Genomic DNA, 24,299 nt, shown 5'->3' on the forward strand with positions numbered 1-24,299 from the left:
CAAGATTATGCGAATGACGGATATTGCCGCGATCGTGACCGGTGGCGCCTCGGGACTGGGCGAGGCCACGGCGGCGATGCTGGCCGAAGCAGGCGCGCGCGTGACGATCTTCGATCTGAACGCCGATATCGGCGCGGCGACCGCGGCGAGGATCGGCGGACGGTTCGCGCGCGTCGACGTCACCGACGATCAGCGCGTGGCGGATGCGCTGGCCGAGGCGGAACAGGCGCACGGCGTCGCGCGCGTGCTGGTCAATTGCGCAGGCATCGCGCCGGCGGTGAAGACGGTCGGCAGGGACGGGACGCCGCATCCGCTCGACCTGTTCCGCAAGACGGTCGAGATCAATCTCGTCGGCAGCTTCAACATGATCTCGAAATTCGCCGCGCGCCTGGCGGCGGCCGAACCGATCGGCGAGGAGCGCGGCGTGATCGTCAACACCGCGTCGGTCGCGGCATATGACGGGCAGGTCGGGCAGGTGGCCTATGCCGCATCGAAGGGCGGCATCGTCGGGCTGACGCTGCCGGTGGCGCGGGACCTGGCACAGCATCGGATCCGCGTGATGACGATCGCACCGGGCATCTTCCTGACGCCGATGCTGATGGGACTGCCGCAGGCCGCGCAGGATTCGCTCGGGACCCAGGTGCCGCATCCGTCGCGGCTCGGGCGTCCGGAGGAATATGCGCAGCTGGTCGCGTCGATCATCGCCAACCTGATGCTCAACGGTGAGGTTATCCGCCTCGACGGGGCAATCCGGATGGCCCCCCGCTGAGCTGGGGGGCGCTGAGTTGGCGCGCGCTGGCCTGGGATGCGGCGATCCGGGACGCGACGAACGCGATCGCCGCGTTGGCGACAGGTGTCAGCTGCGGCAGGCCGGCAAAGCCGTGGATCATCCCCTGATACCGACGCAGCGCGACGTCGACCTCGGCGTCACCCAATCGCCGGGCGAGCGCCTCGCCCTCGTCACGCAGCGGGTCGAACTGGGCGGTGACGATCGTCGTCGCCGGCAGGCCGTACAGACCGGCGCGCGTCGGATCGACCGACGGATCCGCCAAGCCCCCGCCGCGATACGCGTCCCACGCCCATGCGAGGAATGAGGCGGTCAGCATATAGCCTTGCGCGAATTGCCTCGCCGAAGCGCTGTCGCCCGCGGGATCGAGCAGCGGGTAGATCAGGCCGATATGATCGAGCGGGACACGCTCGTCACGGCAGCGCAGCGCGAGGCCGAGCGCGATGTGACCGCCGGCGCTGTCCCCGGCAACGGCGATACGATCGGCGTCGAGGTCGAGCGACCGGTCCTCCCGTCGGAGCCATTCGAGTGCCGCCTGCGCGTCGTCGAGTGCAGCGGGGAAGGGGTGTTCGGGTGCCAGCCGATAGTCGACCGCGACGACCGTCCGGCCGCTCGCATTGGCGAGTGCCCGGCACATCGCATCATGCGTGTCGAGGTTGCCGAAGATGAAGCCGCCGCCGTGGCAGAACAGGATTGCGGCGGTTCGCTCGAGCGTCGGACGGTAAAGTCGTACCGGGATCGATCCGCCCGGCCCGGCCACGACGTGATCGGCCACCGCTGTCACGTCGGATTTCGGCGCGCCCGCCTGGAACGCGTTCGCGGCGCGGCGTAGATCGGTGAGGGAGAGATGCGGCGGTGGCCGGCGCAACGCCAACCGCGGGTCGCCGAGCAGCGCGTCGAACGCCGGATCGGGCGCATCGTCAGGCATCGGCATGCTGGCCGACCGTGCGCAGCGTCAGCCCCTCATAGCCCTTGGCCGCGGTCTTTTCCAGGATGCGGCGATAGCCGCGGACACCCCCGGAATATGGCATGAAGACGCGCGGCTTGCCCGGCATTTCGGCGCCCAGATAATAGGACGGCGTCTTCGGATACAGGGTTTCCTGCGCCCGCTTGTTCACATGCGCGACCCAGTCGCGTTCGGCCTGCCCGGTCGCCTCGATCTCGTTGATCCCGGCACGGCGGCAATGATCGAACAGCGCGACCAGCCAGTCGACCTGCTCTTCGGTCGACAGCAACACGTTGCTCAGCAGCGAGGGGCTGCCTGGTCCGACGATCACGAACATGTTGGGGAAGCCGTGTACGCCGATGCCGAGAAAGCTCACCGGCCCCGCCGACCATTTCTCGCGCAATGTGCACCCACCGCGACCGACGATCTCCGGCTTCAGCAGCGATCCGGTGAACGCGTCGAACCCGGTCGCGTAGATGACGATATCGAACGGATATTCGGCATCGCTGGTCCGGATGCCGTGCGCGGTAAAGCGTTCGATCGGGGTCTCGCTGATGTCGACCAGCGAGACGTTCGGACGGTTGAACGCCGTGAAATATCCGCTGTCGACCGACGGGCGGCGTGTTCCGAACGGGAAGTCGCCGGGGGTGAGCTTGGCGCGCAGCGCTGGATCGTCGACCTGTTCCGCGATCTTGCCGCGGATGAACGCGGACGCGGTATCGTTCGATTGCTGGTCGAGCAGGATATCCTTGAAGGTCAGCGCGAATCCGAAGCCCAGCCGGTTCCACGCGGTCTCGAACGCCGCGTTGCGCTCAGCCTCGGGCACGTCGATCGCCGCGCGGTTGTCGGGCACGAAACCGAGACCGCTCGGCGAATTGCGCGCCGCCTCGCGGCGTGCCGGATAGTCCGCCTTCACCGCACGGTCCTCCGCGTCGGTGACCGGCGCGTTGGCAGCGGGAATCGAGTAATTTGCCGTGCGCTGGAAGACGTTGAGGTGCGCGGCCTCCCTGGCGATAACCGGCGTCATCTGCACGCCCGACGATCCGGTGCCGATGATCGCGACACGCTTGCCGGCGAAATCGACCATGTCCTTCGGCCAGCGCGCGCTGGAGATGACGCGTCCGGCAAAGTCGTCCTGACCCGGATAGCGCGTATCCTTGGGCGTCGACAATTGTCCCACCGCGAGGATCAGCTTTTCGGCATTCCAGCAACGCCCGTCGCTCGCCTCGACGATCCAGCGGGCGGTCGCCTCGTCGAACGTCGCGCGTTCCATGCGGGTGCGCAGTTGGATGTCGCGGCGCAGGTCGAAGCGATCGGCGACGTGGTTGATGTATCGCAGGATTTCGGGCTGCGTCGCGTAGCGTTCGCTCCAGCGCCATTCCTGTTCGAGTTCAGGCGAAAAGCGATAGGAATAGTCGTAGCTTTCGACGTCGCAGCGCGCGCCGGGATATTGATTGAACTGCCAGACCCCGCCGATATCGTCGCCCGCTTCGAGAACGGCGACCGAAAATCCCTGCGAGCGCAGCGTATGCAACGTCCGCAAACCGCCGAACCCGGCACCGACCACCAATGCGTCAACGAACGTCGTCATGGACCTCTCCTGTCCATCGGTAATCCCTCATTTCCTTATGCCAGTCAACGGTTGCGTGGAAGATCGTTGCAACGTGGTTGCCGTGTATCCCGCCTGCACAGCCACGCGATTTTCCACGACTACATTGACGATCGCGTTTTCGCCGGATTAGATTGCCGTCGTCGGCTCCGGTCGACCAAGGATTGACCTCCGGCCGGATGGCGTCGCGTCGCGCCGTACCGGACCGGCAATGGCGAGGTGTGCAGGAGATGATGGGATCGGTCGCCGATCGGCAGCAGGCGTTGCGGGCTGCGATGCCCGTCTGGGAGCCCCGGACGTTGCACGCGGTGCTCGACGATACGGTTCGCGCGACGCCGGATCGACCGTTCGTGATCACCGACGACCGCAGCTGGAGCTATGCCGAGATCGCCGCCTGGTCGAAGCGACTGGCGGCCGGGCTGGTCGCGCTCGGCGTCGCACCCGGCGAGAAGGTCGCATTGGTGCTCGCGAACTATCCCGAATTCGTTGCGATCAGATATGCGGTATCGCGGATCGGCGCGGTCTGCGTGCCGATCAACATCCTCAATCGCTGCGACGAACTCCGCTATCTGCTCGATCAGTCGGACTCGGTGCTGCTGGTCACGATGGATCGGTTTCGCGGGGTCGATTATCTCGACATGCTCGACCAGATCGCGCCGGGGTGGGAAGATTCGGGAGGCGGGGAAGGCTTGCCGAACCTGCGCCATGTCGCGGTGCTGCCGACCGGCGAGGCGCCGGACCGTAGCGCTGCACGAACGCTTATCTCGCTTGAGGCCGGCGATGGCTGGGCGGAGATCACGGTCGATCCACACGCCGTTTGCGACATCATCTACACGTCGGGCACGACCGGGCCGCCGAAGGGCGTGCTGCTGACGCACGACATGCTGTTGCGTACCGCCTATGGCAGCGCCTATGCGCGGGCGTTCGAGGATGGCCGCCGCATCCTGTTCTCGCTGCCGATGTATCATGTGTTCGGCTATGTCGAAGGGCTGCTGGCGGTGCCGTTCGTCGGTGGCGCGATCGTGCCGCAGTTGCGGTTCGATGCGATCGCGACGCTGGCGGCGATTGCACGGCATCATGCGACCGATGCCCTGTTGATTCCGGCGATGTCGCTCGCGGTCCTCGATGCCGCGGGGGAAGGGACGTACGACCTGTCGCACTGGCATGCGGTGCTGGCATCGGGCGGACGCGCGCCCGAGCGCCTGTGGCAGGGCCTCCGCGAGGGGCTGGGGGTGGGCGAGATCACCACCGGCTACGGCATGACCGAGACGACCGCATCGACCACGGTCACGCGTCCCGACGATCCGGTCGAGCGGTTGCTGACGACGAATGGTCGCCAGCGCGACGTCGGCGTCGCCGGCGATCCGCAGCAAGGCGGGCGGCTCGTCACCTACCGCGTCGTCGATCCCGGCACGGGCGCGGTCCTGGACGATGGCGAGACCGGCGAACTCGTCGCCAGGGGCTACGGCGTGACGCAGGGCTATTACAACAAGCCCGAGGCGACCGCGGCGGCGTTCGATGCCGAGGGCTGGTTGCGCACCGGCGATCTGGGCCGGATCGACGACGACGGCTATATCACGCTGCTCGGCCGGACCAAGGAATCGTACCGCTGCGGCGGCGAACAGGTGCTGCCGACCGAGATCGAGGATCTCCTGACCACGCATGCCGATGTGGTGCAGGCGCATGTCGTGCCGATCCCCGACGAGCGGATGGGCGAAGTGGGCGTCGCGTTCGTCGTCGCGCGGCCGGGCGCGACGCTCGACCGATCCGCGCTCCAGACGCTGATTGCCGCGCGTCTCGCACGGTACAAGGTACCGCGGCATATCCTGCTCGTCGACGCGGCGGCCATCCCGACCACCGCGTCCGGCCGGGCGCGCAAATTCCTGCTGACCGAACAGGCCCTGCAAATCCTGGAGCTGCCATGACGACGATCTTCACCGCCCCCGACCGCAAGATCGCAATCGTCACCGGCGGCGCGCGCGGCATTGGCGCGGCGATCGCCACGCGGCTTGCGGTGGACGGCCACGACGTCGCCGTGTTCGACCTGGATGCCGACGCCTGCGCCGAGACGGTCGGCCGGATCGAGGCGACCGGACGCCGCGCGCTGGCGGTCGCCGTCGACGTATCGAACGAGGACGCGGTCGTCGCCGGGGTCGCGCGCGTCGCCGAGGAGCTCGGGGCGCCCACTGTCCTGGTCAACAATGCCGGCATCCTCCGCGATCGGACGCTGGCGAAGATGACGCTGGACGATTGGGAGGTCGTGATGGCGGTAAACCTCCGCTCGGTCTTCCTGATGTGCCGCGCGGTGCAGCCGCATATGCGCGCCGCGCGATGGGGCCGGATCGTCAACCTGTCGAGCATTGCCGCGCTCGGCGTGATCGGTGAGGCGAATTATGCTGCCGCCAAGGCGGGTGTTCAGGGCATCACGCGGACGCTGGCGATCGAACTGGGCCGTCACGGCATCACGGCCAACGCGGTTGCGCCGGGTTTCGTCGTCACCGACATGACGCGTGCGGTCGCGGCGCGCATGAACATGCCGTTCGAGGACATGGTGACCGAGATGATGGGCGGGATCCATGTCGGGCGCCCCGGCCTACCCGACGATATCGCGCAGGCAGTCGCGTTCTTTGCCGACGAGCGGTCCGGCTTCGTGACCGGGCAGGTGCTTTACGTTGCAGGCGCACCGAGGGGGTGAGGGTGTGCGCCCTCGCCAAGCGCGACCCGAGCCCTTAGTGCGGCATCTCGCATCGAAGGGCATCAGAGTGGCAAAGCAACCATCGTTGATCGGCAAGCGACGATCTGCCGCAGGCAAGGAGCCCCGCGAATCCTATCAGAACCGCCGCCAGGAAATCTCTGAGGCGGCGGTCCGCGTCTTCCACAGACTCGGCTACAGCGCGGCGAGCGTCAGCGCGGTCGCAGCCGAACTCGGCGTCGATCGCGCCACGCTCTATTATTACTTCTCGTCAAAAGAGCAGATGTTCGACGAGATCGTCCGCACGGTCCTGGAAAGCAACGCGGAACTGGCGCGCCGCATCGCCGACAGTCCGATCAGTCCGGCCCGCAAGTTGCGCGAACTGATCACCGCGCTGATGAACTCCTACGGCTCCAATTATCCGCTGTTGTATATCTACATTCGTGAGGATCTGACGCACGTCAGCGACATGCGATCAACCTGGTCCGAGCATATGCGGCAACTCAATCGCAATATCGAACAATCGGTGATCGACATTGTCGAGCAGGGCTATGCCGACAAGAGCTTTCGCCGGGTCGGCGTGCCGCGGATTGTTGCCTACGGGATCCTTGGTATGCTCAACTGGTCGCACCGCTGGTATAAGCCGGATCGTGGCGCATCCGCCGACGAGATCGGTAAGGTTTTCGCAGAAATGATCTTGAGCGGCCTCGAGTCGCCCTATTAGCAGCGCCAAGCCGGGCGACGTAATGAAAATCGCGCATCTATGCCGCGATACATATACTTCGCGTGCGTTTTGAAAATGAACGAATGACCGAACCTTGGAAATGAAAAACGGCTCACGAATGTCGTCTTTTGGGTCCTCTCGGTGATGGGGAAGAGTGGCCGCTATTGCCCACTTGCGGGTAATCAACATCCACCGCATGCTGCTGCCATGAGGAAACCGCAGTATCAAAAACGGCTTTGCAGGGTCGTGGCCGGAACCTTTCTCGCGGCTGCTTCGACCGTCTCGGCGCAGTCGCGCGATTCACAACAGTCGGTGCAGCAGCGGCATCAAGTTGCCGTCCCCCGCAGTGTCACTGTACCAGGCTACGGCGATGTTTATGTTGTTCCGGAGCAGTCAAGGGACAACCGGACCGCAAAGCAGCGTTGCGTAGATGACGAAGTCAAGAGGATCGCCGGGTCACTCAGTGACCTAGACAAGGCCACGATAGATTTGAAGTGCAGCCAACGATAGCGCTGCCGACCAGTTAGAGTGCCAAGTTTAACGACTATCGCGTCCAATCCCAGCTGTACAATTAGCCAGCGACCATGACCATGCATGCCTCTGAAATTTCGGAATGAACGAATGGCAGGAGTTGGGAAGCGGGAAGGACGGCGGGAGCGACCGCATCTGGGTCGTGGAAGCCATGGCTCATGCCCGAGATGTGATACTCGAAAGCACGAACTCAGCTCAGCTTACCGTCTGCTCACGCCCAGTTCGCGACATTCGCGATCGTGGCGGCGTTCCCGACTCCTTGGACGAACATGAGTTTTGGGAAGCCACCAGCGTTCCCGCCTGACCATCTCTCGCGAGGAAGTTAAATCGGAGCATAATGCCCCCTTGCGAACATCGTCATGATGCATGACGCTGGTCGGGGCCGACATGTGGAGGCGTAGATGATTGACGTTCAGCAAGCTGAGGTGTCACCGCTAGCGGCCCCGTCTGCGGAAAGCTCTTAGCTGCCTGGCAACGCGCCGATCGATATCCTGATGCGAAACGACCGCAGCTGCGCCCAAAAGTCTGACGCTGAAGAGGTTGTGGTTCGTGGCCGAAGGAATGACGAGGAATATCGTCTACGCCCGCTGACACCGCCACCTGTGTCCCCTGGCCCTCTGTCCCGTCCCCTGAGGATACAGATCGCTCCGGGAATATCCCTTGGGTTTCAGCGTGGCGGTGGTTTCGGACTCCGGGCGGAGTTGGGGCCGGGCAGAAAGACCGACGAGCCAAAACGTGAACCATGAGAATGGGGCGAGCTAGGTCCGCTAGCCTCCTAGATTTCGACATTCGTCAGTAGATGACCAGGGTAGCAAGCTGGTCGTCCGCGACGATGAACAAGCGTCCGAAGTTGGGGAGCAGGAAGGGTGGGCTGAATGTCCACTTCTGGGTCGATCAGGACGAGGGTTGGCTACAAAGCAGCCTTTGGGGAGCTGGCATAACGACGCATTCGAAGAGCAGCTTGGCCACGCCTTTCAAGACGACCACGTCGCTCGTCGTCACAACCGGCTTCCAAGCACGTTCTTCACAGATGCCGGCTTCAGTGGCCTTCAACTTTCGGTAGAGGAATTGCGCTAAGGCATGGATTACCAAGGCAATACAAATGCCCTCAAGCGCGAAGACCTCATGACCGATAACCCGATTGCCACCGTGAGCCTGGCGAATCCTTCTCCGACGCACGATCGCTCGATCCAACGCCTCTTCGACGACACTCGCAAGCGTCTGGTGGAAACGGGGACCCGCAATCGCCTCGTGCACGTCAACCGATCTAACACCAAGGGCAACGTCCTCAACGTCGTCAACGAGCGATCCGACGACGTGTACTCTCTTCTGTGCAGCGGGAAGACAATGCGGTTCCGCTCCCTGGGACAGGACCGGCACGAGGCGGACGGTCTGGTTCTGGCAGAGGAAGCCGAAGTGGTGATCGGTCCTGAACGGTACGTCGACAACCAGCTGGAGACACGGCTCGGGCCGGACGCGCTCGCCAAGAAACTGCTGAAGATCGCCCGCGAGGCGAAGACCGCGGAAGAGGAGCAGGGCATCAACGTCCTCTATCTCGCACTCGGCTTCGCAACCTGGTTCGAGGACAAGGATTCCGCCGTACCTCGCGAGGCGCCTCTTGTGCTCCTTCCGGTCGAGCTGGTCCGCGATCAGCGCCGGTCCACCTACGACCTCAGGATCCGGCCCGAGGACATGATGACGAACCTGCCGCTGCAGCAGCGGTGGCAGGATGATTTCGGCATCCGACTACCTGATCTCGACGATAACGGCGACGACTGGCGTCCCGGCGCCTACCACGCTCAGGTCGAGGCTATCGTCGCGGAACGTCGTGGATGGAAGGTCGATCGCGACGCGATCCAGCTCGGGTTCTTCTCCTTCTCCAAGCTCCTCATGTACCGCGACCTCGCCATCGAGACATGGCCGGAACATGCGCTTGAGGCGCACGAACTGACGCGCGGCCTTCTGTTCGAGGGCTTCCCGCATGAGCCGCCGCTATTCGGGCCGGAGGACCGGCTCGACGTGGTCCTGCCGCCCGAGCGGCTCTTCCACGTCGTCGATGCGGATGCGAGCCAGGCCAAGGTCATCGAGGAGGCGAGGGCCGGTCGCAATCTCGTCGTCCAGGGACCGCCCGGCACGGGCAAGAGCCAGACCATCACGAACATCATCGCCGCCGCAGCAAAGGAGGGCAAGACGGTTCTGTTCGTCGCCGAGAAGATGGCGGCGCTATCCGTCGTGCACGACAGGCTGGTGAAGGTCGGCCTGAGGGATCTCACTCTGGAGCTCCACTCGAAGACGGCGAACAAGAAGGCGGTCCTGGGCGAACTTGGCCGCACGCTCTCGGTCGGTCAGGCGATCCCTTCCGTACCCCCGGCTCCCGAAGCGCTTCGCGACGCGCGGGATCGGCTGAACGCGCTGTCGGAGGCATTGCACGCCCCGATCGGCGCAAGCGGAGAGACGCCGTTCAGCGTACTCGGCCGTCAGGCGCGCTACCTCGGCATGGGTGCACCTATGCCGACGCTGGACGGGGGAGCGGTCGGCGCGATGACGCGGGAGGAGGAGACCGCCGCCTGCGAGCTCGTGGCTCGCTACGGTGCACTGATCGAGGCAGCCGGGTCTGAGGAAGGTCACCCGTTCTTCGGGGTTGGTACGATCGACCTGCAGCCGGTCGCGGTGAACCGGCTCGGGAGCGAACTCGCTGCGGCGGCGGCGGACGCCCAGCGGCTCAGATCCGCTCTGGACCGCCCCATGGCACGAGCAGGGCTCGACATCCCGCGCTCCCTGTCAGCCGTCGTCCCGGTCCGCGATCTGCTTACCCGCCTCGCCGGGTTCGACCCGAGGGACACCGAGCTCGCGCGACGGCTCTTCGCAGTGGCGGATCCTGGACGGCTGCGGGAGGGGCTTGAAGGCGGCGCCACATGGCGGGCCGCGCGCGACGCTGCGGAAGGCACCTTCCTCGAAACGGCCTTCGAAACCGACGTCTCGGGGCTGCGGGCACCGCTAGTCGCCGGATCGGCGTCTTTCTTCGCCCGCTGGGGTGGCGCCTACCGCGCTGCCGGCCGATCGATCGGCGGCCTCCTTCGCGATCCGCTGCCCAGGACTGCCGACGAGAGGCTGGCGGTTCTGGACCGCCTGCTCGAGGTTCAGAGGCTTCGGCGTTCTTGGAGCGAGGACGAAAGCTGGCTCGCCAGCGCTCTTGGCGAGGCATGGCGGGGGGAGCGCACCGATTTCGATCGGATTTCCCGCGTGGCGCGCTGGTGCGACGAGGCGGCACGCAACGTCCTTTCCGTCGGCCACGACCGACTTATAGGCCTGGCCGCTGAGGCGGACGCGCGTGCGGCCGACGCCGCCAGTCTGGACTCCGAGGCACCAGAGGCGGAGAGGCGTATCCGGGACGTCGTCGGTACGCTGCGCCTAGATGGTCGGCGTCTTGGCGGCGGGTACGCCGACGCTGATCTTGCACGCATTGCGGCCACCTTCTCCGACATGGGGTCCGCTATTCACCGTTACGGGGAATGGTCGGCTCTTCATCAGGCGCGTGCCTCGCTGGAGCGCACGAGTCTCGCGGATCTTGCGGCCAGATTGGCAACCGGCGAGCTCGACGCCAGCGCTGCCGCCATCGAGCTTAGATTCGCTCGCGCGGAGGCTCTGTGGAACGCCGCGCTCGCCACCAATCCGGCGCTCAAGGACGTAGCGAACCTCGACCGTCACGCCCTCGTCGACGACTTCGTGCGCCTTGAGCGGGCAAGGCTGAAGGAGAACGTGGTCGACATCCTGGCGGGTCATCTCGGCCAGCTTCCTCAGGGTGCGCAGGGAGAGATGAAGGTGCTGCGCGGGGAGATCGGCAAGAAGCAGCAGCATATCTCGCTGCGTAAGCTCTTCCTGAGCGCACCGACGGCCATCCAGCGCATCAAGCCTGTGCTGCTGATGAGTCCCATATCGGTCGCGCAGTTCCTGACACCCGGCGTCGTCAGCTTCGACCTCCTGGTGATCGACGAGGCGAGCCAGGTGCGGCCTGAGGATGCTCTCGGCGCCATCGCCCGAGCCCGCCAGATCGTCGTGGTCGGAGACAAGAAGCAGCTCCCGCCCTCGTCTTTCTTCGACAGGCTGCTCGCGGACGGGGGAGGCGAAAGCGATTCCCTCGACGAGGAGGACGAGCCGATCGAGGATCTGCTCGGTAACGCCGCCGCACTCGGCGCGTCAGAAAGCGTGCTGACGCTTTGCGAGGCGCGAGGCCTGCCGAACCGCATGCTGCAATGGCACTACCGTTCGCGTGACCCGTCCCTGATGAGGGTGTCCAACGCAGAATTCTACGAGGGGGGCCTCGTGCTCCCGCCTTCCCCCCTGGAGAAGGATCCGGCCTACGGCCTGATCTTCACGCAGGTCGACGGGGCCTACGACCGGGGCGGCCGGCGCGACAATCGCCTGGAAGGGCAGGCGCTCGTCTCGCGCGTCGTTCAGCATGCCCGGTCCACGCCCGATCTCTCCCTCGGTATCGTCACCTTCAGCCATGCCCAGAAGAACACGATCAACGAACTTCTCGAACTCGCCCGGCGGGAGGATACCTCGCTGGACGCGTTCCTCCGAGAAGGCCGTTCCGAAGACCTGTTCGTCAAGAACATCGAGAACGTGCAGGGAGACGAGCGCGACGTCATCCTCATCAGCGTCGGCTACGGCCCGACGCAGCCCGGAGGCGTCATGTCGGGCGCCAGCTTCGGCCCCGTTAACGGCGAGGGGGGCGAACGCCGGCTCAACGTGCTCTTCACCAGGGCGCGGCTGCGCTGCGAGGTGTTCGCCTCGTTCGATCCCGGCCAGCTCGACGTCAGTCGTGCGAGCCAGCCCGGACCGCGTATCCTGAAGCGCTTCCTGGACTACGCTAAGTCCGGCGGGCTGGAACAGCCGACAGCCACCGGCGAGGCGCCCGACACGCCGTTCGAAGAGGACGTCGCGGAGATCATTCGCAGCCTCGGATACCTTGCCGACCCCCAGGTGGGTTCGGCCGGCTTCCGCATCGACATCGGCGTGCGTCACCCCGACCGGCCCGGCAGCTACCTTCTCGCCGTCGAGTGCGATGGCGCAACGTATCACTCGGCGCTGTGGGCGCGAGAGCGGGATCGCCTGCGTCAGGACGTCCTGGAACACCTCGGATGGCGCTTTCACCGGATCTGGAGCACGGACTGGTTCTACGATCGCCACAGACAGATCGAACGTCTGCGTGCCGCTCTCGAAACTGCACGGGGGCAGGAAGGCGGCGCGATGAGGATCGCAGGTGCCAACGTCGGCCGTCCGGCAGAAGATGCTCCGGTCGAGCAGGGGCCTATCCTGTTCGATGCCGTTACGCGCGTCATGCCATCCTACGTCCGAGCGCAGGTGCAGGCCGGCTCGGATATGGAGCCGCACGAAGCGCCCGTCCGTATCCTCGTCCCACTGGTGCGTGAGATCGTAGCTGTCGAGGGACCGTTGCATGTCGACGAGGTTGCCCGGAGGCTCGCCTCGGCTTTCGGCAAGAAGAGCGCCGGACGACGGGTGCTTGCAGCGGCACGTCAGGCGCTTGTCGCGGCGAAGAGGGAAGATAGCGATCTGCAGTCGGACAGAGAGGACTTCTGGTTCACCGGCCTGCAGTCGGCAGCTCCGCCTGTGCGCGACCGCTCGGCGGAGAGTGGCGCTACGGCGAAGGCTGACGCCATCTCGATGCTTGAGATCCGAGCCGCCGTCAGAATGGTACGCGAGGACAATCCGGGCGGGGACGACGGCGATGTCGTTCGAGCGGCAGCGCGTCTACTCGGTTTCCGCCGGCTAGGCTCCGATCTGCAAGCGCGCATCGCACAGGGTCTCGATTGATGCGGATACAGGTTCTCGAACGTCTCCCCCGGAACAGGTCGTGACGTTTGTCGTGGAATGAAAAGAATGAAGGCCGGTTCGGTTTTTGTAAATAAGTCGGCGGCCGAGTTGCAAAGTGGTAGAAAGGCCGGCCGCCGGTTCTATCTTTCTGATTACAGTTCCCGTGGCACCTCGTGCTCTGGCCTGATTATTTCGGGTAAAACATTTGGTGCATGTAACTAGATAGTTTAGTTTTAGCGGTACTTCAAATTACCTACAGGGTTATCCTCCGAGTGTCTGACGCTTTACCTCGACCGACGTGACGACGGCACCGTCGTTCAGCAGGGTCACAGTGACGAAGGTTTCCGGAGCGGAGTAGAGGAACTCGACGCGGCCCGCCTTGCTGGTGCGGACGTACCAGGCGCCCGCCTGCTCGAGCGACGCCCGGGCCTGTCCGATCGTCACGCCCGGGCCGGCGATGCGCTCGACGAGCTTCTGCTCTGCGTCCCGGATGCCATCCTCTCCGACGACATGCTCGATCTCGAAGAACGAGGCCGGTTCCCGGGCCGCCGAGACCGGTGCGCCTAGCGCCAGGCTCCATCCCGCTGCCGCCAGGACCATGAACGTCGAACCCATGCCCATCGTACTTCTCCTCGGATGGACGGCGGCTGCCGGCCATCATCAGGATGTGCGTCGAAGCGTGGTCGGGACCCATGGCCGCACGGCGCATGCTCGTGTCCCGGGGGATCACTTCGGTGAGCGGGCGATCCGCGTCTTTAGGGCGCCTCGCCGGCGATGCGGAGCGCTCCCGGCCTGACGCCGTACCTTCGCAGGACCGCCCTGCTCAGGGCTCCTTCGGATGCGTAGCCGACGTCGGCGGCGATCCGCGCGATCGGGTCGTTCGTGCCGGCGAGGCGCTGACGCGCGACAGCGAGCCTGAGGTCGGCCAGAAACGTCGTCGGGGCAACGCGGCCCAGCCGCCTGAAGCTGCGCACCAGGGTGGCGCGCGACATCGCGGCGATGTCGGCCATCTCGTCGAGGGTCCACGCGCGCGCGAGGTCCCCGAGGATGGCGAGGACCACGCGAGCCGTGCCGCGCTCGCGCAGCAGCGACAGCGTCCCGTCGCCACCGTGCCGTGCGCCCAGGTGATCGCGAAGCATCATCACGAACAGCGCGCGGGCGAAGTCGGCGGCGATCACCTCCGATCCCGGCATGTTGGAGTCGAGCTCGTCCCGGATGTCGGTCAGCAGCCTGCGGAACCGGTCCATGAGCGGCTCGCCGGCGGTACGCATGATGATCTCGTCGGGAAGGACGGCCAGCAGAGGATTGCCGTCGCTGCCGTCGAACTGGAGACGGCCGCAGAGCAGCTCCGTCTCGACCTCGGTTCCGGCGGTGCTCTTGTCGCGCACGCCGTTGCGATAGTCGACCATGATCGGGCGCAGGACGCCCCGGACCGCGCTCCGGACGACGTGGCTGTCCCCATGAGGCAGCAGCAGGATGTCGCCCGCCGCTAATGCGAGCTCGCCAAGGCCTGGCCGCTCTAGGACGCAGGCCCCGCGGGTGACGATGTGGAACTGGGCCCAGCCGCTTCCGGACGGCTCGTGCTCGGCTGCCCAGCTGCCGCCGAACCGGCAGAAGTCCTCGATCACCGGCCGTACGCGCAGCAGCGGGACCATGACCCTGAGCAGCTCCGACACGTCTTCAGGCATCACGCAGTCCTTTGATCCGCGCAGCCATGCGGCTGCGCCGCCCGGCCATCCTAATGCTGCGTATCGAGGACCAGATTGCGTCCATCAACTGAACGAAGGGATGTAACGATGTCGATGCTGGACTGGAACGCCTACCGCGCTCAGGTCGTTGCCGGAGTGGGCGAGATCGCGAAGCTCAGCCCTGATACGGTGAAGGGATACGCCACTCTCGGCGGCGCCGGAGCCAAGACGGGCCACCTGGATGCGAAGACCCGCGAGCTGATCGCCCTGGCGGTCGCGATCTCGCTGCGCTGCGACGGCTGTATCACCGTCCACGCCGCCGAGGCGAAGAAGCTCGGCGTCACCCAGGAGGAGCTCGCCGAGGCGCTCGGCGTCGCGACCTCCATCAACGCAGGCGCGGCGCTGGTCTTCTCGACCCGCACGCTCGACGCCTTCAAGGCAGCCTGAAGGAGGCAGCAGCCATGAACCAGGTCATCCACACCGGCCTCTCGATCGTCGCGGCGCCCCGGTCCAATCGGATCGGGATCGGAGCCATGAAGATCGCCGTCGCCATCATCTTCCTCTGGATCGGCGCGCTCAAGTTCGTGCCGTACGAGGCCGACAGCATCACGCCGTTCGTGGCGAACAGTCCGGTCATGTCGTTCTTCTACGAGCACCCGACCGAGTACAAGGCGCACATCACCCATGAGGGCGAGCTCAGGCCCGCCGAGCGGGTCTGGCAGACGGCCAACAACACCTACGGCTTCTCGACCGGACTGGGCACGCTCGAGCTGGTGATCGGCGGCCTCACGCTCGCCGGCCTCGGGTCCCGAAAAGTCGGGATCGTCGGGGCAGCACTGGCCTTCGCAACCCCGTTCGTAACCCTGTCCTTCCTAGTGACGACCCCCGAGGCCTGGGTCGGCGCCATGGGAGATGCTCAGCACGGGTTTCCCTATCTGTCCGGCGCGGGGAGACTCGTGCTCAAGGACGTCGCGCTGCTGGCCGGGGCATGGCTGATCATCGTAGACAGCGCCCGCGCCCTCCTGGCCGAACAGGGCGCAATGCGCCCCAAGCGGTCGGACGATAGGCTCCGTGCGCTGGTCGAGGCCATCGGCGCCTGACGATCGAAGTCCGCCTGTCGAAAGCCGTCCGCTTGAGCAGTGGGCGGCTTCCAGCTGTCCAGGACCGGGGCGAGTGCATAAATGGAGCGCGTCGGGACGGGATAGCGAGGTGTCATCACCTCCCTGTCGCGGCCGGACGGGACTCGCTAAGCTAGCATCCTCAAGGGCGCAGGCGATCTCGTCGCGTCGAGCAGGGGCTGCGATGTATCCTAGGGCGAAAAAGGTGCGTGACGTCTTCACGTCCGGATCGGCGGCGCTCGCGGCTTTCGACTATCTGGTGGCGCACGCGGAAGCGGCCGGCTTCAGGCTGACCCCCTATGACAGCAGGGTTCCTTCGGTCGAGCTGGGCTGGCCGGACAGGCAGCGGAATCCCTTCTCCATCCAGGCACGACCCGGTCATGTGAACTTCTATCTGCGAGGACCGATCCTTTCCGCTCACCAAGGGCTCTTCCAGGCGGCGACGGAACGCTTCGGCGAGGTCAGGGAGAACAAGCGGAGCGAGTACCGCAAGCGGCTCTTCGGTCATGATGATGCCGCCGAGATGCTTGGTTTCCTGCGGGAGCAGGGCGCGTGGCCATCCCAGCGCCACGACCAGCGCTTCGTGGCGAAGGCGTTCATGTCCGTGACCAGCGAGCATCTGCTTCGGGCGGCAAGGCGGCTGGCCGACGGCTACACCGAGCATCCGTTCCGGGAGTCGACGACCTACGACGTCCTCTTCGACGGCAGACGCCTGCCACCCAAGGCGGTGTTCGGGCTTGCGGCGACCGAGGCCCTTGGATTTCCGGTGCGCCCGGACAACTTCCGAGGCGGCGAGGGGACGCCCACGTTTCGCATTCTTCAGGACCATGGCTACCCGGTGGTCGCGAAGGGGCGGGACCCGGCGACGGCAGCCATCCCCGACAGCGACGAGGACCGGATCTGGATCGAGGGACGGCAGCAGCTCGTCCAGCATCTGCGGCGCGAGCGAGGCACCGGCCTTGCCGCCGCGAAGCGCGACCGGTTCCGCGCCGAGCACGGCAGGCTCTTCTGCGAGCGGTGCCTGATGGATCCGGTGGAACGATACGGGTCCGCGTCGGGCGAGGCGTGCATCGAGGTCCATCATCGCCGGACGGAGGTCGCAGCGATGCAGGAGGGGCATGCCACCCGGCTCGAGGATCTGATGTGCCTGTGCGCCAGCTGTCACCGCGTCGTCCATCGGGAGATGAAGGAGGCGCCGGTTGCCGACTGAACGTGACGCTCCGGGACGTGTGCTCGTCTGGACCGAACGGCGCCCCGACGAGTCCTGGCCGGATGCCGAGCCCGACGCCGTGGTCTGGATCGATCCGGCGCTGTTCGACGCCGCATGGAAGCGGAGCGATCAGTGGGTCGGTCCCGGCGGCCGCAACGGCGCGCACGACCTCCGTTACCCCAGGGTCGGTCAATGGATCGAAGCCGGCAACAGCATCGAGATGTGCGTGGCGAGCCGCGACGGCGAGGCCGTGTGCTTCACCGACGGGCGACATCGCTTCGCCTGGCTGCGTGACCGCGGTCTTCAGGCGTTGCCGATGCAGGTGACACCCGACGACGCCCTCTGGTTCGCCCGGCAGCTGGGCACACCGCTTCGGACTTCGGTTCTACCAAGCGACAGGACCTAGACCCGGGACGGCGTAGGCCTGTCGCGTTCCGGATCGTCGGCGAGTGCGACGACCGGATGCCTCCCGTCTGGCCGGCTACACGCGGCGGCGGACAGCCGTGGCTCAGCGTGCCGCCAGTTCGCCACGCGGCCGTGAAGCCGCCCGGGCGACTAGGTCGTCGCGAACCTGACGCGCGGCGGCGATCGCACCTCGCTCGCAGCGGGGCTTGGCGACCGTTCCCTCCAGATCGAACTGCGAGACCGTGCCGCACGCCTCGCTCGCCGCATGCGCGATGCGAAGATCGAGCCGGGCCACGTCCCTCTGGCGACCGAGGTCGAGATCGGCGTGCGAGACCACGACCGTGCCCTGCCTGCCCTGAGCGGATGCGGACACGGCGAGGCCGCTCGCGGCGAACGCCGCGATCAGGATGATACGCTTCATGAGATGTGTCTCCGAACGCAGGCTAGGCCCTGCGTGGGACGGAATACGCCGGGTCCACGGACGCGCCTAACAACGATGTTGCAAGGACCTTCTGCAAAGTTGCAGAACCGGCGCATGTTCGACTGGAACGACGTCCGCTACTTCATCGCCGTCGCGCAGACCGGCAGCACGCTTGCGGCGGCGCGACAGCTCGGCGTCAGCCAGACCACGGCGGCTCGCCGGATAGCGGCGCTCGAGAAGGCGCTCGGCGTACCGCTCTTCGACCGCGTTCCGACCGGATACAGGCTGACGGAGCAGGGGCGTACGCTGCTGCCCCGTGCACTCGAGGTGGAGAGAGAAGCGACGTCGCTCGGCGAGGCCGCCGCCGCCGGAACCCGCCTGATCACAGGGTCGGTCAGGCTGACCATCGGCGAGATCTACGCGTCCACCGTTCTCGCGCCGATGCTCGGCGACTTCCATGAAGCCTATCCCGGCATACGGCTTCAGCTGGAAACCACCGACGCCCTGCGCGATCTCGCCGGCGGCGCCGCCGACGTGGCGCTGCGCTCGTGCGTGCGGCCCGAAGGGGCGGGGCTGGTCGGGCGACGCGTCGCCTCCGACGACTGGGGGATCTACTGCAGCATCGGCTATGCGGAGCGGCGCGGCATGCCGACGCGGAGGCGAGATCTTGCGGATCATGTAATGATCGGCGGAGGGGAACCCGGAGTCAGGAGATACTATCGGGAATGGCTGGAACGGCACGGGCTGGCGGACCACGTGGCGGTCGAGCACGACTCGTCCGTGGGAATGCTCTCGGCGGCCCGCGCCGGCCTGGGCATCGCGGCGCTGCCGTGCCTTGTCGCGGACATGTACCCCGACCTGGCGCGCTGCCTGCCGCCGATGCCCGAGGGCGAACGGGGCCTCTGGCTGCTGGCGCCCGAGAGACTGCGCCATGATCCCCGCGTCAGAGCGACGCTGGACTTCCTCGCCGAGCGCTTCGGCTCCCTTGCTCGACGGTCAGCTTCGTCGGAGGCGCCGTCCGGCTCTGCGGATCCAACATAGCCGGTCGAGATCACGGCGAGTGCATCATCCACTACGAAGCCGGCACGTCGCGACACTCTTCTGGCAGAGCGGTCTGGACTAGCGTGGCTGTCGATCCTCGAGAATTACCTCCTGTGGCGTGACAATCATGCGAAACGTCCCGGATGGATCAGGGCGGGAGCTTTTTTCCTTCGATCGATCTGATAGGCGCATCTGCGCGATCGTCACGCCGTCGGTCTGCGTGGTCGTCCGAACGGTGAGATGCAGTCGCGATCCCAGTTCGGGATCGTCGATCATCGAGCGAAGGGCAGGCGCTTCTTCCGTCTCTATGCGCCCGTGCTCGAAGGCCTGCCGCACCAGCATCGCCAGGAAGCGGGTGCGTGAAGGCGAATGCAGGCCCATCACCATGCGCCTCAGCTGATGCCCTACTACGGAGAGTGGTGTCGCTCTTCGAGGGTCCAGGCCGATCAGGTCGCGCGCATCAACGGCAAGCTCGTTGCTGACTTCGATCTGCGTCAAGACGCTGGCCGCCGTGGCGCCGCAGGTCACCACCAAGCCCTTGAGGCTTTGCAGATCGACGTTCTTATGACCCAGCTTCTCCAGCGTCGTCCGTCCGGGTCGTCGTACAGGCTCGTCGAAGCGCACGTCTATCTCGCCGTGCGCCCCGGCGATCCTTATCGCCATGTCTTCGTCACCGTGGTCGCGATCGATCACGCTCCAATGCTGATGCTCCAGGAGGCGCACGATCGCGCGCCTGTGCCGGATGAAGTCCTCAGGCTCGCGGGGCACCAGGTCCACAAGCATCGCCCCGGTGGCGCGCGAGTTCGCCATGACCTTCGCGACCGACTGGCCGCGGATCGTTCGGCCGGCTTCGAGAAGGGCATGTGCGACCCAGTCATCGCTATCCGACGTGGGTCGCCCCTCTCCGCCTGCTACGATGCAGAGACTGCGCCACGGAGCGAGTCCCATCGACCAGGCGCGATCGTAAAGAGCGGCCCACCCGTCCGACCGTGCATCCTGGCCCATCCCCTGCGCGCGCAGGAGAAGCGCAGCCTCGACCGGCCACGACAGGTCCGCCCTGACCCTGTCCAGCTCCGCTGCGATCGCCAGCTCCAGGGCGGCGAGAACACCCCTGTCACGACCGGAACCGCCAGAGCGGATCCCGGGAGCAGCCACGTGGGTCGTACGTCCGCGATAGCGCCCGAGCGACTCCCGCCATGTCTTGGAGGATGAACCGATTGCCAGGCCGTGCGTGTCCCTGACGGTCCAGTCGCCACGTGCCCGAACCAGCTGCTCGGAATCGTTCGCATCGAAGGCGACGAAGAGGGGGGTCTTCGTCTCCTCGACCGCTCTCGCGTAATCGGGACCGTCCTTCCAGAACAGCTGAAGGTCCAGCACGGGTCGCCAGTCGCGGCTGACGGCTTCCTTGGAGGCGATCAGAACCGCGGCGTCCGATCGCTGGCCTCGGCTTCGCACGGCCGATGCCAGCACGATCTGCCAGCCGCCGGTCGCGCGTGGATAGAGGCTCGCGAAGTCGCGCATCTGGTCCGCAATCAGGGTCCTGAGCTGCTCGACTCCGGACGGTTCGGCCGTCGCCGGCACGCCTGCAACCTCGACGACACCGTCGCGAGTCGTCGCGACGATCTCCCCGGCCATGCGCCTGAGGTGACGATGCGGCGAGCGGGCCATCCGCTTCCGGATGGCGGTCGTCAGGACGCTGAGGTCACGCCATGCATCCGCCGCAACGGGCGACGTTCGTCGCAGGTGGCGATGCACCTCGACCGCGCGCTCGAGCAGGACGTCTCCACGGCCGAGGAATGCGGCGAGCTCTACCGCAAGCATGGGGCGGTCGAGAAGGACGGGATCGTCGAGCCGGTCGGCCAGCACGTCCCGGTCCCCATGTTCCGTGACGACGACGATGTCGTCTGGCGCAAAGGCAAAGGCGTAGACGGCAGGGTCCCCCTCCCTAACGACTGCATGAGGGGCGGGCAGCTTCGGCGCTTCCGGCACCTCGTATGGTTCGAACGCCCGGATGAGGCCGTGCGCGGATACGATCTGCACGAGAGGCGCGTTGGACCGGCCGTCGACGAAGAGCGGCACCAGGAAGCCCAGCATCGACCCGCTGGGGTCGACGAAGTCGGACAGCGTGCGCGGGGTGGTGCTCACGACATCACCTTCTGAGAGACGAGATAGCGGGCGACATGGTCGTAGAGGAGGCCGGTGTAGGCGGAAGGCTGGTGGCGCCCATAAGTTTCGTACGAGATCGGCACTACGTTCGGCATCGCCGCAAGAGCGTCAGCGATGGCTCTGTCCGAGAGCAGCGTGGCCGGTCCAACCACGGCGCGCAGTGCCGCCGCCAAGGGGACCGATCCTGCGATCTGAACCTCGATGGTCGAGCGCCGATCGTCGTCGTCGGCCAGCGACTGATCTCGGCCCAGGCGCGCGAAGGCGCGTGCGGCTTCATGCACGATGGAAATCCTGTCGGCATCCGCGGTGAAGTTCGCCCTGAAATAATTGGCATTACTGTCGAAGAAGGCCCGAACGAGCCGCATGGGGATGTCGCCTCGGGGGCCGAGCTCGAAATCCGGCCTGCCCAGCAGGTTGCCGACATTGGAAGCGTAGCGATCGTAGCCGCCGCTGTCGAACGGCAGGATGCGCAGCGCGTCCCCGAGCAGGGCCGGATCCAGGACGAGGCACATGGGAAGGTGCTCATGTATCCCGCTCGGTGCGGCACCTGGGAGTGGTTTGAAAGCCGGACGTCCATAGAAGAGGTACAGGAGGTCTGTGCCGTATACATTACAGCGGCGCGTGCGCAGTTCGCCCTCGACGATGATGCGCGCGCCAACCGCGGTCGCGGTCGAATGCATCAGCGGCATAGCCGCTTCGTCGGCGTCGAAAGTTTCGAGGTAGTCCAGCAGGCTCATCGCGACGCCTTGGTGGCTGAACGTTGCGACGGAAGCAATCGCGGCCCAGTATGCAGGCCTTCGCATGGATGACAGGTCGGACGCTGATCGTTTCCAAACAGCGCTCAGCTTGCCTGGCTAGCCTGGCGGCTGGCTCCTGTGGCTGTTGGCATTCACCGACTACCGCCGTCAAAGCGATCAGCGACTCAGCGCCCTGCGGTTTAGAAGCCGGTGACGACGCCTTGGACGATACAGAGCGCCGACGCAGGACCGGTTAGACCATCCCGCTAGATCCCGAGCGTGACCCGACCCGCCTGCGCCCTCGTCGGGAATTCGGGGCCGCGAACGGTCATCCTCGCCTCGTCGTAGGGCCGCTGGAGAGCGACCACGTCCTCGTAGCTGCCGGTCAGCCAGCGCTGCTGGTCTGACGGTTCCAGCACGGTGATCATGGCCTTGGGATGTATCGGCGCCACCAGGCCGTTCGGATCGCAGGTGACCATGGAGAAGCCGTTCCCCTTCTCGGTGGGCTGCCAGAAGCCGGCGACAGCGAACAGCGGCTGGTCGGTCACCTGGAACCACATCTCCCCCTTGATCGGGCGACCCCCGCCCACGTCGTGCACGTCGGGCGTCCACTCGCAGAATTCGCTCAGCGGCACCAGGCAGCGGTTCTCCGGACGCTCGGCCAGCCGGCGCCACTGCGGGAGCGAGAGGTTGCGGACGTTCGTCATCGGCCACTTGGCCTGGCCGCCGAGAACGTCCCAGGACATGATGTCGATGCCTAGACCCCGGTCGTTCCGCCGGACGACATATGCACGGCTGCGGGGCGTCAGCTCCCGCGGGTTGAAACGGTTGTCCATCGGGCGATCGGCAAGCCAGTCGGCGCCGAAGTGCGTGCGCAGGGTCTCGGGCTCGTGGGAGAGCCGGGCTCTGTTGCACATCCTCGTTCCCCTTTCATCGCCCATGCGGCGGGCTCAGCGGAACCTCGTCGCGGAGGTGATCTCCTCGCACTGCGGCCCCATCGCCTTCGGCCCCTTGTCGACGGAGTAGACGTTGGCGGCAAGCCAGAACTCCTCAGCGCTCCGCTTCTCGTCGGGCACTTCCGTCCACCACACCCGGCGGTCCGCGTCCCAGCTGTAGCCACGCTCGCGGAGCACGTCCTTGACCCCGAACGCAGCACCGTGGGCGCGGATGATCCAAGACGACCGGGCGGCACGCTCGAGCAGGAGGGACAGCGCCGTCCGCCCGTCGCCGAACCTGTGGCGGAGCAGCTGGATCACGGCGTCGACGTCCGATGCGCCGCGATGGGCATCGTGGAACCAGCCGGCCTGGCAGAGCAGGTAGCCCAGGCCCAGTCCGTCGAAGCCGCGGGGACGCCAGTCCACCTGGGACATCGAACAGGCCCAGTCGATGTCGCCTACCCCGTCCAGCCGACGCTCGATCCAGGGCCGGTCGAAGGCCGCGTTGTGAGCCACGACGACCGAGGCGGAGCGCAGGAGCCGGAGCGCCGCCTCCTGATCGATCGACTCTCCCGCGACGTCGGCGTCGGTGATCCCGGTAAGACCGACGATCTCGTCGGGGATGGGAAAGCCGGGATCCTCCCGCCAGCAGTAGCTGCGATCGACGTGGGTGATCACGCCGTCCGCGTCGAAGCGGAACCGACGCAGCGCAAGCTCGATGATCGCACCGGTCTCCAGGACCTTGCCGGTGGTCTCGACGTCCACCGCTACGCCCACCCGCGTGTTCGCGACGTCCCCGGATCCGGTCGGACCCTCCGTCAGATCGACCCGGTGCAGGACGCGCACGTCGGACGCGTCCATGCCGCCGGCAGCTGCCGACTTCTCCATCTTCTCGTCTCCTGGATTTGATCGGCAGAAGCCCCGGCGTGTCCTCGAGCCGGATCTTCAGATCTCGATGCGCTGCTCGATGTCGACCGTGAACGAGATGCCGGCTGGCGCCTCGCAGTTGCGCTCGGTCAGTCGGATCATGTCCGCCACGGAGGGCGGCACCAGCGATATCACGATTGGCGAGGCCGGATGGAAGCCGGCGCGCAGCTCGGCGATCGCCAGCACCTCGTCGCCGAACCGGGAGCGGAGCTTCTGGACGACCTCCGCCGGATGGATCGCGACGGAGGCGTGGAACGCCTGGATCATGACGCCGCCGTCCGAATAGGCGATCGTCGCCGTGAACAGGCGAGGGCGGGGCACCATCCTTTCGAGCGTGCTGCGCCCTCGCTTCGGCCTGACGAGCCTGCGCACGTCCGGTCGCGGCGTGTCCGCCGGCGTCGACTGGTCGTCGGGACCCGTGGCGACCTCGGGCCGCGCGCGAACGGGTCGCGACGCCCCGCGCGTGCGCGTCGGACGCCCGGGCGGATGCGTCAGGCGGGGAAATCTGCGCGTCTTCATGTCGG

20 protein-coding genes are annotated in these 24,299 nt (G+C 66.2%); 10 read left to right on the top strand and 10 right to left on the bottom strand.

The window, feature by feature from the left end:
• Positions 1–7: 7 nt before the first annotated feature.
• The gene (locus tag AC1RTO_RS02410; protein ID WP_493159338.1) at positions 8–769 is read left to right on the top strand and encodes an SDR family NAD(P)-dependent oxidoreductase; all 762 of its coding nucleotides are present in this window, start codon (positions 8–10) and stop codon (positions 767–769) included.
• Here the strand turns inward: AC1RTO_RS02410 and AC1RTO_RS02415 are convergent.
• Entirely contained in the window at positions 729–1,715 is a 987-nt protein-coding gene (locus AC1RTO_RS02415) for an alpha/beta hydrolase (protein ID WP_493159339.1), read from the bottom strand. The two genes, AC1RTO_RS02410 and AC1RTO_RS02415, sit on opposite strands and share 41 nt — an antisense overlap.
• Positions 1,708–3,324 (bottom strand): flavin-containing monooxygenase, encoded by a 1,617-nt coding sequence (locus AC1RTO_RS02420; RefSeq protein WP_493159340.1) that lies wholly within the window; start codon positions 3,322–3,324, stop codon positions 1,708–1,710. The genes AC1RTO_RS02415 and AC1RTO_RS02420 overlap by 8 nt, the downstream gene beginning before the upstream one ends.
• Before the next feature lie 197 nt (positions 3,325–3,521).
• Between AC1RTO_RS02420 and AC1RTO_RS02425 the strand changes: the two genes are divergently transcribed.
• The 4 genes from AC1RTO_RS02425 to AC1RTO_RS02440 all read left to right on the top strand — a co-directional run bounded on the left by AC1RTO_RS02425 (position 3,522) and on the right by AC1RTO_RS02440 (position 13,127).
• Positions 3,522–5,267 (top strand): AMP-binding protein, encoded by a 1,746-nt coding sequence (locus AC1RTO_RS02425; protein ID WP_493159341.1) that lies wholly within the window; start codon positions 3,522–3,524, stop codon positions 5,265–5,267.
• Positions 5,264–6,037 carry an SDR family oxidoreductase gene (locus AC1RTO_RS02430; protein WP_493159342.1) on the top strand — a complete coding sequence of 258 codons (774 nt, stop codon included), beginning with the start codon at positions 5,264–5,266 and terminating at the stop codon, positions 6,035–6,037. The genes AC1RTO_RS02425 and AC1RTO_RS02430 overlap by 4 nt, the downstream gene beginning before the upstream one ends.
• A 37-nt stretch (positions 6,038–6,074) precedes the next feature.
• Positions 6,075–6,758, top strand: a complete 684-nt coding sequence (locus AC1RTO_RS02435) for a TetR/AcrR family transcriptional regulator (protein WP_493159343.1) — start codon at positions 6,075–6,077, stop codon at positions 6,756–6,758.
• Between the two features lie 1,611 nt (positions 6,759–8,369).
• Entirely contained in the window at positions 8,370–13,127 is a 4,758-nt protein-coding gene (locus tag AC1RTO_RS02440) for a DUF3320 domain-containing protein (RefSeq protein WP_493159344.1), read from the top strand.
• A gap of 261 nt (positions 13,128–13,388) precedes the next feature.
• On the opposite strand, the gene AC1RTO_RS02445 is transcribed toward AC1RTO_RS02440, so the two are convergent.
• Together AC1RTO_RS02445 and AC1RTO_RS02450 are read right to left on the bottom strand one after the other, a co-directional pair.
• Positions 13,389–13,748, bottom strand: coding sequence for a hypothetical protein (locus tag AC1RTO_RS02445; protein WP_493159345.1), 360 nt, complete (start codon positions 13,746–13,748; stop codon positions 13,389–13,391).
• Between the two features lie 134 nt (positions 13,749–13,882).
• The gene (locus tag AC1RTO_RS02450; protein ID WP_493159346.1) at positions 13,883–14,815 is read right to left on the bottom strand and encodes an AraC family transcriptional regulator; all 933 of its coding nucleotides are present in this window, start codon (positions 14,813–14,815) and stop codon (positions 13,883–13,885) included.
• Positions 14,816–14,923: 108 nt separating this feature from the next.
• Between AC1RTO_RS02450 and AC1RTO_RS02455 the strand changes: the two genes are divergently transcribed.
• The 4 genes from AC1RTO_RS02455 (at position 14,924) to AC1RTO_RS02470 (ending at position 17,549) form a co-directional block, all read left to right on the top strand.
• Complete coding sequence (locus AC1RTO_RS02455; RefSeq protein ID WP_493159347.1) at positions 14,924–15,262, top strand: carboxymuconolactone decarboxylase family protein; 339 nt, start codon at positions 14,924–14,926, stop codon at positions 15,260–15,262.
• Positions 15,263–15,276: 14 nt separating this feature from the next.
• Positions 15,277–15,915 carry a reactive chlorine resistance membrane protein RclC gene (gene rclC, locus AC1RTO_RS02460; RefSeq protein ID WP_493159348.1) on the top strand — a complete coding sequence of 213 codons (639 nt, stop codon included), beginning with the start codon at positions 15,277–15,279 and terminating at the stop codon, positions 15,913–15,915.
• A gap of 223 nt (positions 15,916–16,138) precedes the next feature.
• Positions 16,139–17,143, top strand: coding sequence for an HNH endonuclease (locus AC1RTO_RS02465; protein ID WP_493159349.1), 1,005 nt, complete (start codon positions 16,139–16,141; stop codon positions 17,141–17,143).
• On the top strand, positions 17,133–17,549 hold the full coding sequence (locus AC1RTO_RS02470) for a plasmid fertility inhibition factor family protein (RefSeq protein WP_493159350.1): 417 nt from the start codon (positions 17,133–17,135) through the stop codon (positions 17,547–17,549). The genes AC1RTO_RS02465 and AC1RTO_RS02470 overlap by 11 nt, the downstream gene beginning before the upstream one ends.
• A 102-nt stretch (positions 17,550–17,651) precedes the next feature.
• On the opposite strand, the gene AC1RTO_RS02475 is transcribed toward AC1RTO_RS02470, so the two are convergent.
• On the bottom strand, positions 17,652–17,969 hold the full coding sequence (locus AC1RTO_RS02475; protein WP_493159351.1) for a UrcA family protein: 318 nt from the start codon (positions 17,967–17,969) through the stop codon (positions 17,652–17,654).
• A 114-nt stretch (positions 17,970–18,083) separates the two neighbouring features.
• On the opposite strand from AC1RTO_RS02475, the gene AC1RTO_RS02480 reads away from it, so the two are divergent.
• Positions 18,084–19,010 carry a LysR family transcriptional regulator gene (locus AC1RTO_RS02480; RefSeq protein ID WP_493159352.1) on the top strand — a complete coding sequence of 309 codons (927 nt, stop codon included), beginning with the start codon at positions 18,084–18,086 and terminating at the stop codon, positions 19,008–19,010.
• Between the two features lie 78 nt (positions 19,011–19,088).
• Here AC1RTO_RS02480 and AC1RTO_RS02485 read toward each other — a convergent pair whose 3' ends face one another.
• From AC1RTO_RS02485 to AC1RTO_RS02505, 5 genes are all read right to left on the bottom strand, one after another.
• On the bottom strand, positions 19,089–21,155 hold the full coding sequence (locus tag AC1RTO_RS02485) for a hypothetical protein (RefSeq protein WP_493159353.1): 2,067 nt from the start codon (positions 21,153–21,155) through the stop codon (positions 19,089–19,091).
• Entirely contained in the window at positions 21,152–21,913 is a 762-nt protein-coding gene (locus tag AC1RTO_RS02490) for a hypothetical protein (protein ID WP_493159354.1), read from the bottom strand. Before AC1RTO_RS02490 ends, AC1RTO_RS02485 begins: the two co-directional genes overlap by 4 nt.
• Before the next feature lie 266 nt (positions 21,914–22,179).
• On the bottom strand, positions 22,180–22,830 hold the full coding sequence (locus AC1RTO_RS02495; protein WP_493159355.1) for an SOS response-associated peptidase family protein: 651 nt from the start codon (positions 22,828–22,830) through the stop codon (positions 22,180–22,182).
• A gap of 33 nt (positions 22,831–22,863) precedes the next feature.
• Complete coding sequence (locus tag AC1RTO_RS02500) at positions 22,864–23,736, bottom strand: 3'-5' exonuclease (RefSeq protein ID WP_493159356.1); 873 nt, start codon at positions 23,734–23,736, stop codon at positions 22,864–22,866.
• A gap of 57 nt (positions 23,737–23,793) precedes the next feature.
• Positions 23,794–24,294, bottom strand: coding sequence for a hypothetical protein (locus AC1RTO_RS02505; protein WP_493159357.1), 501 nt, complete (start codon positions 24,292–24,294; stop codon positions 23,794–23,796).
• Positions 24,295–24,299: the final 5 nt, after the last annotated feature.

It is taken from the genome of Sphingomonas sp. GW821-FHT10F09 (assembly GCF_058809195.1).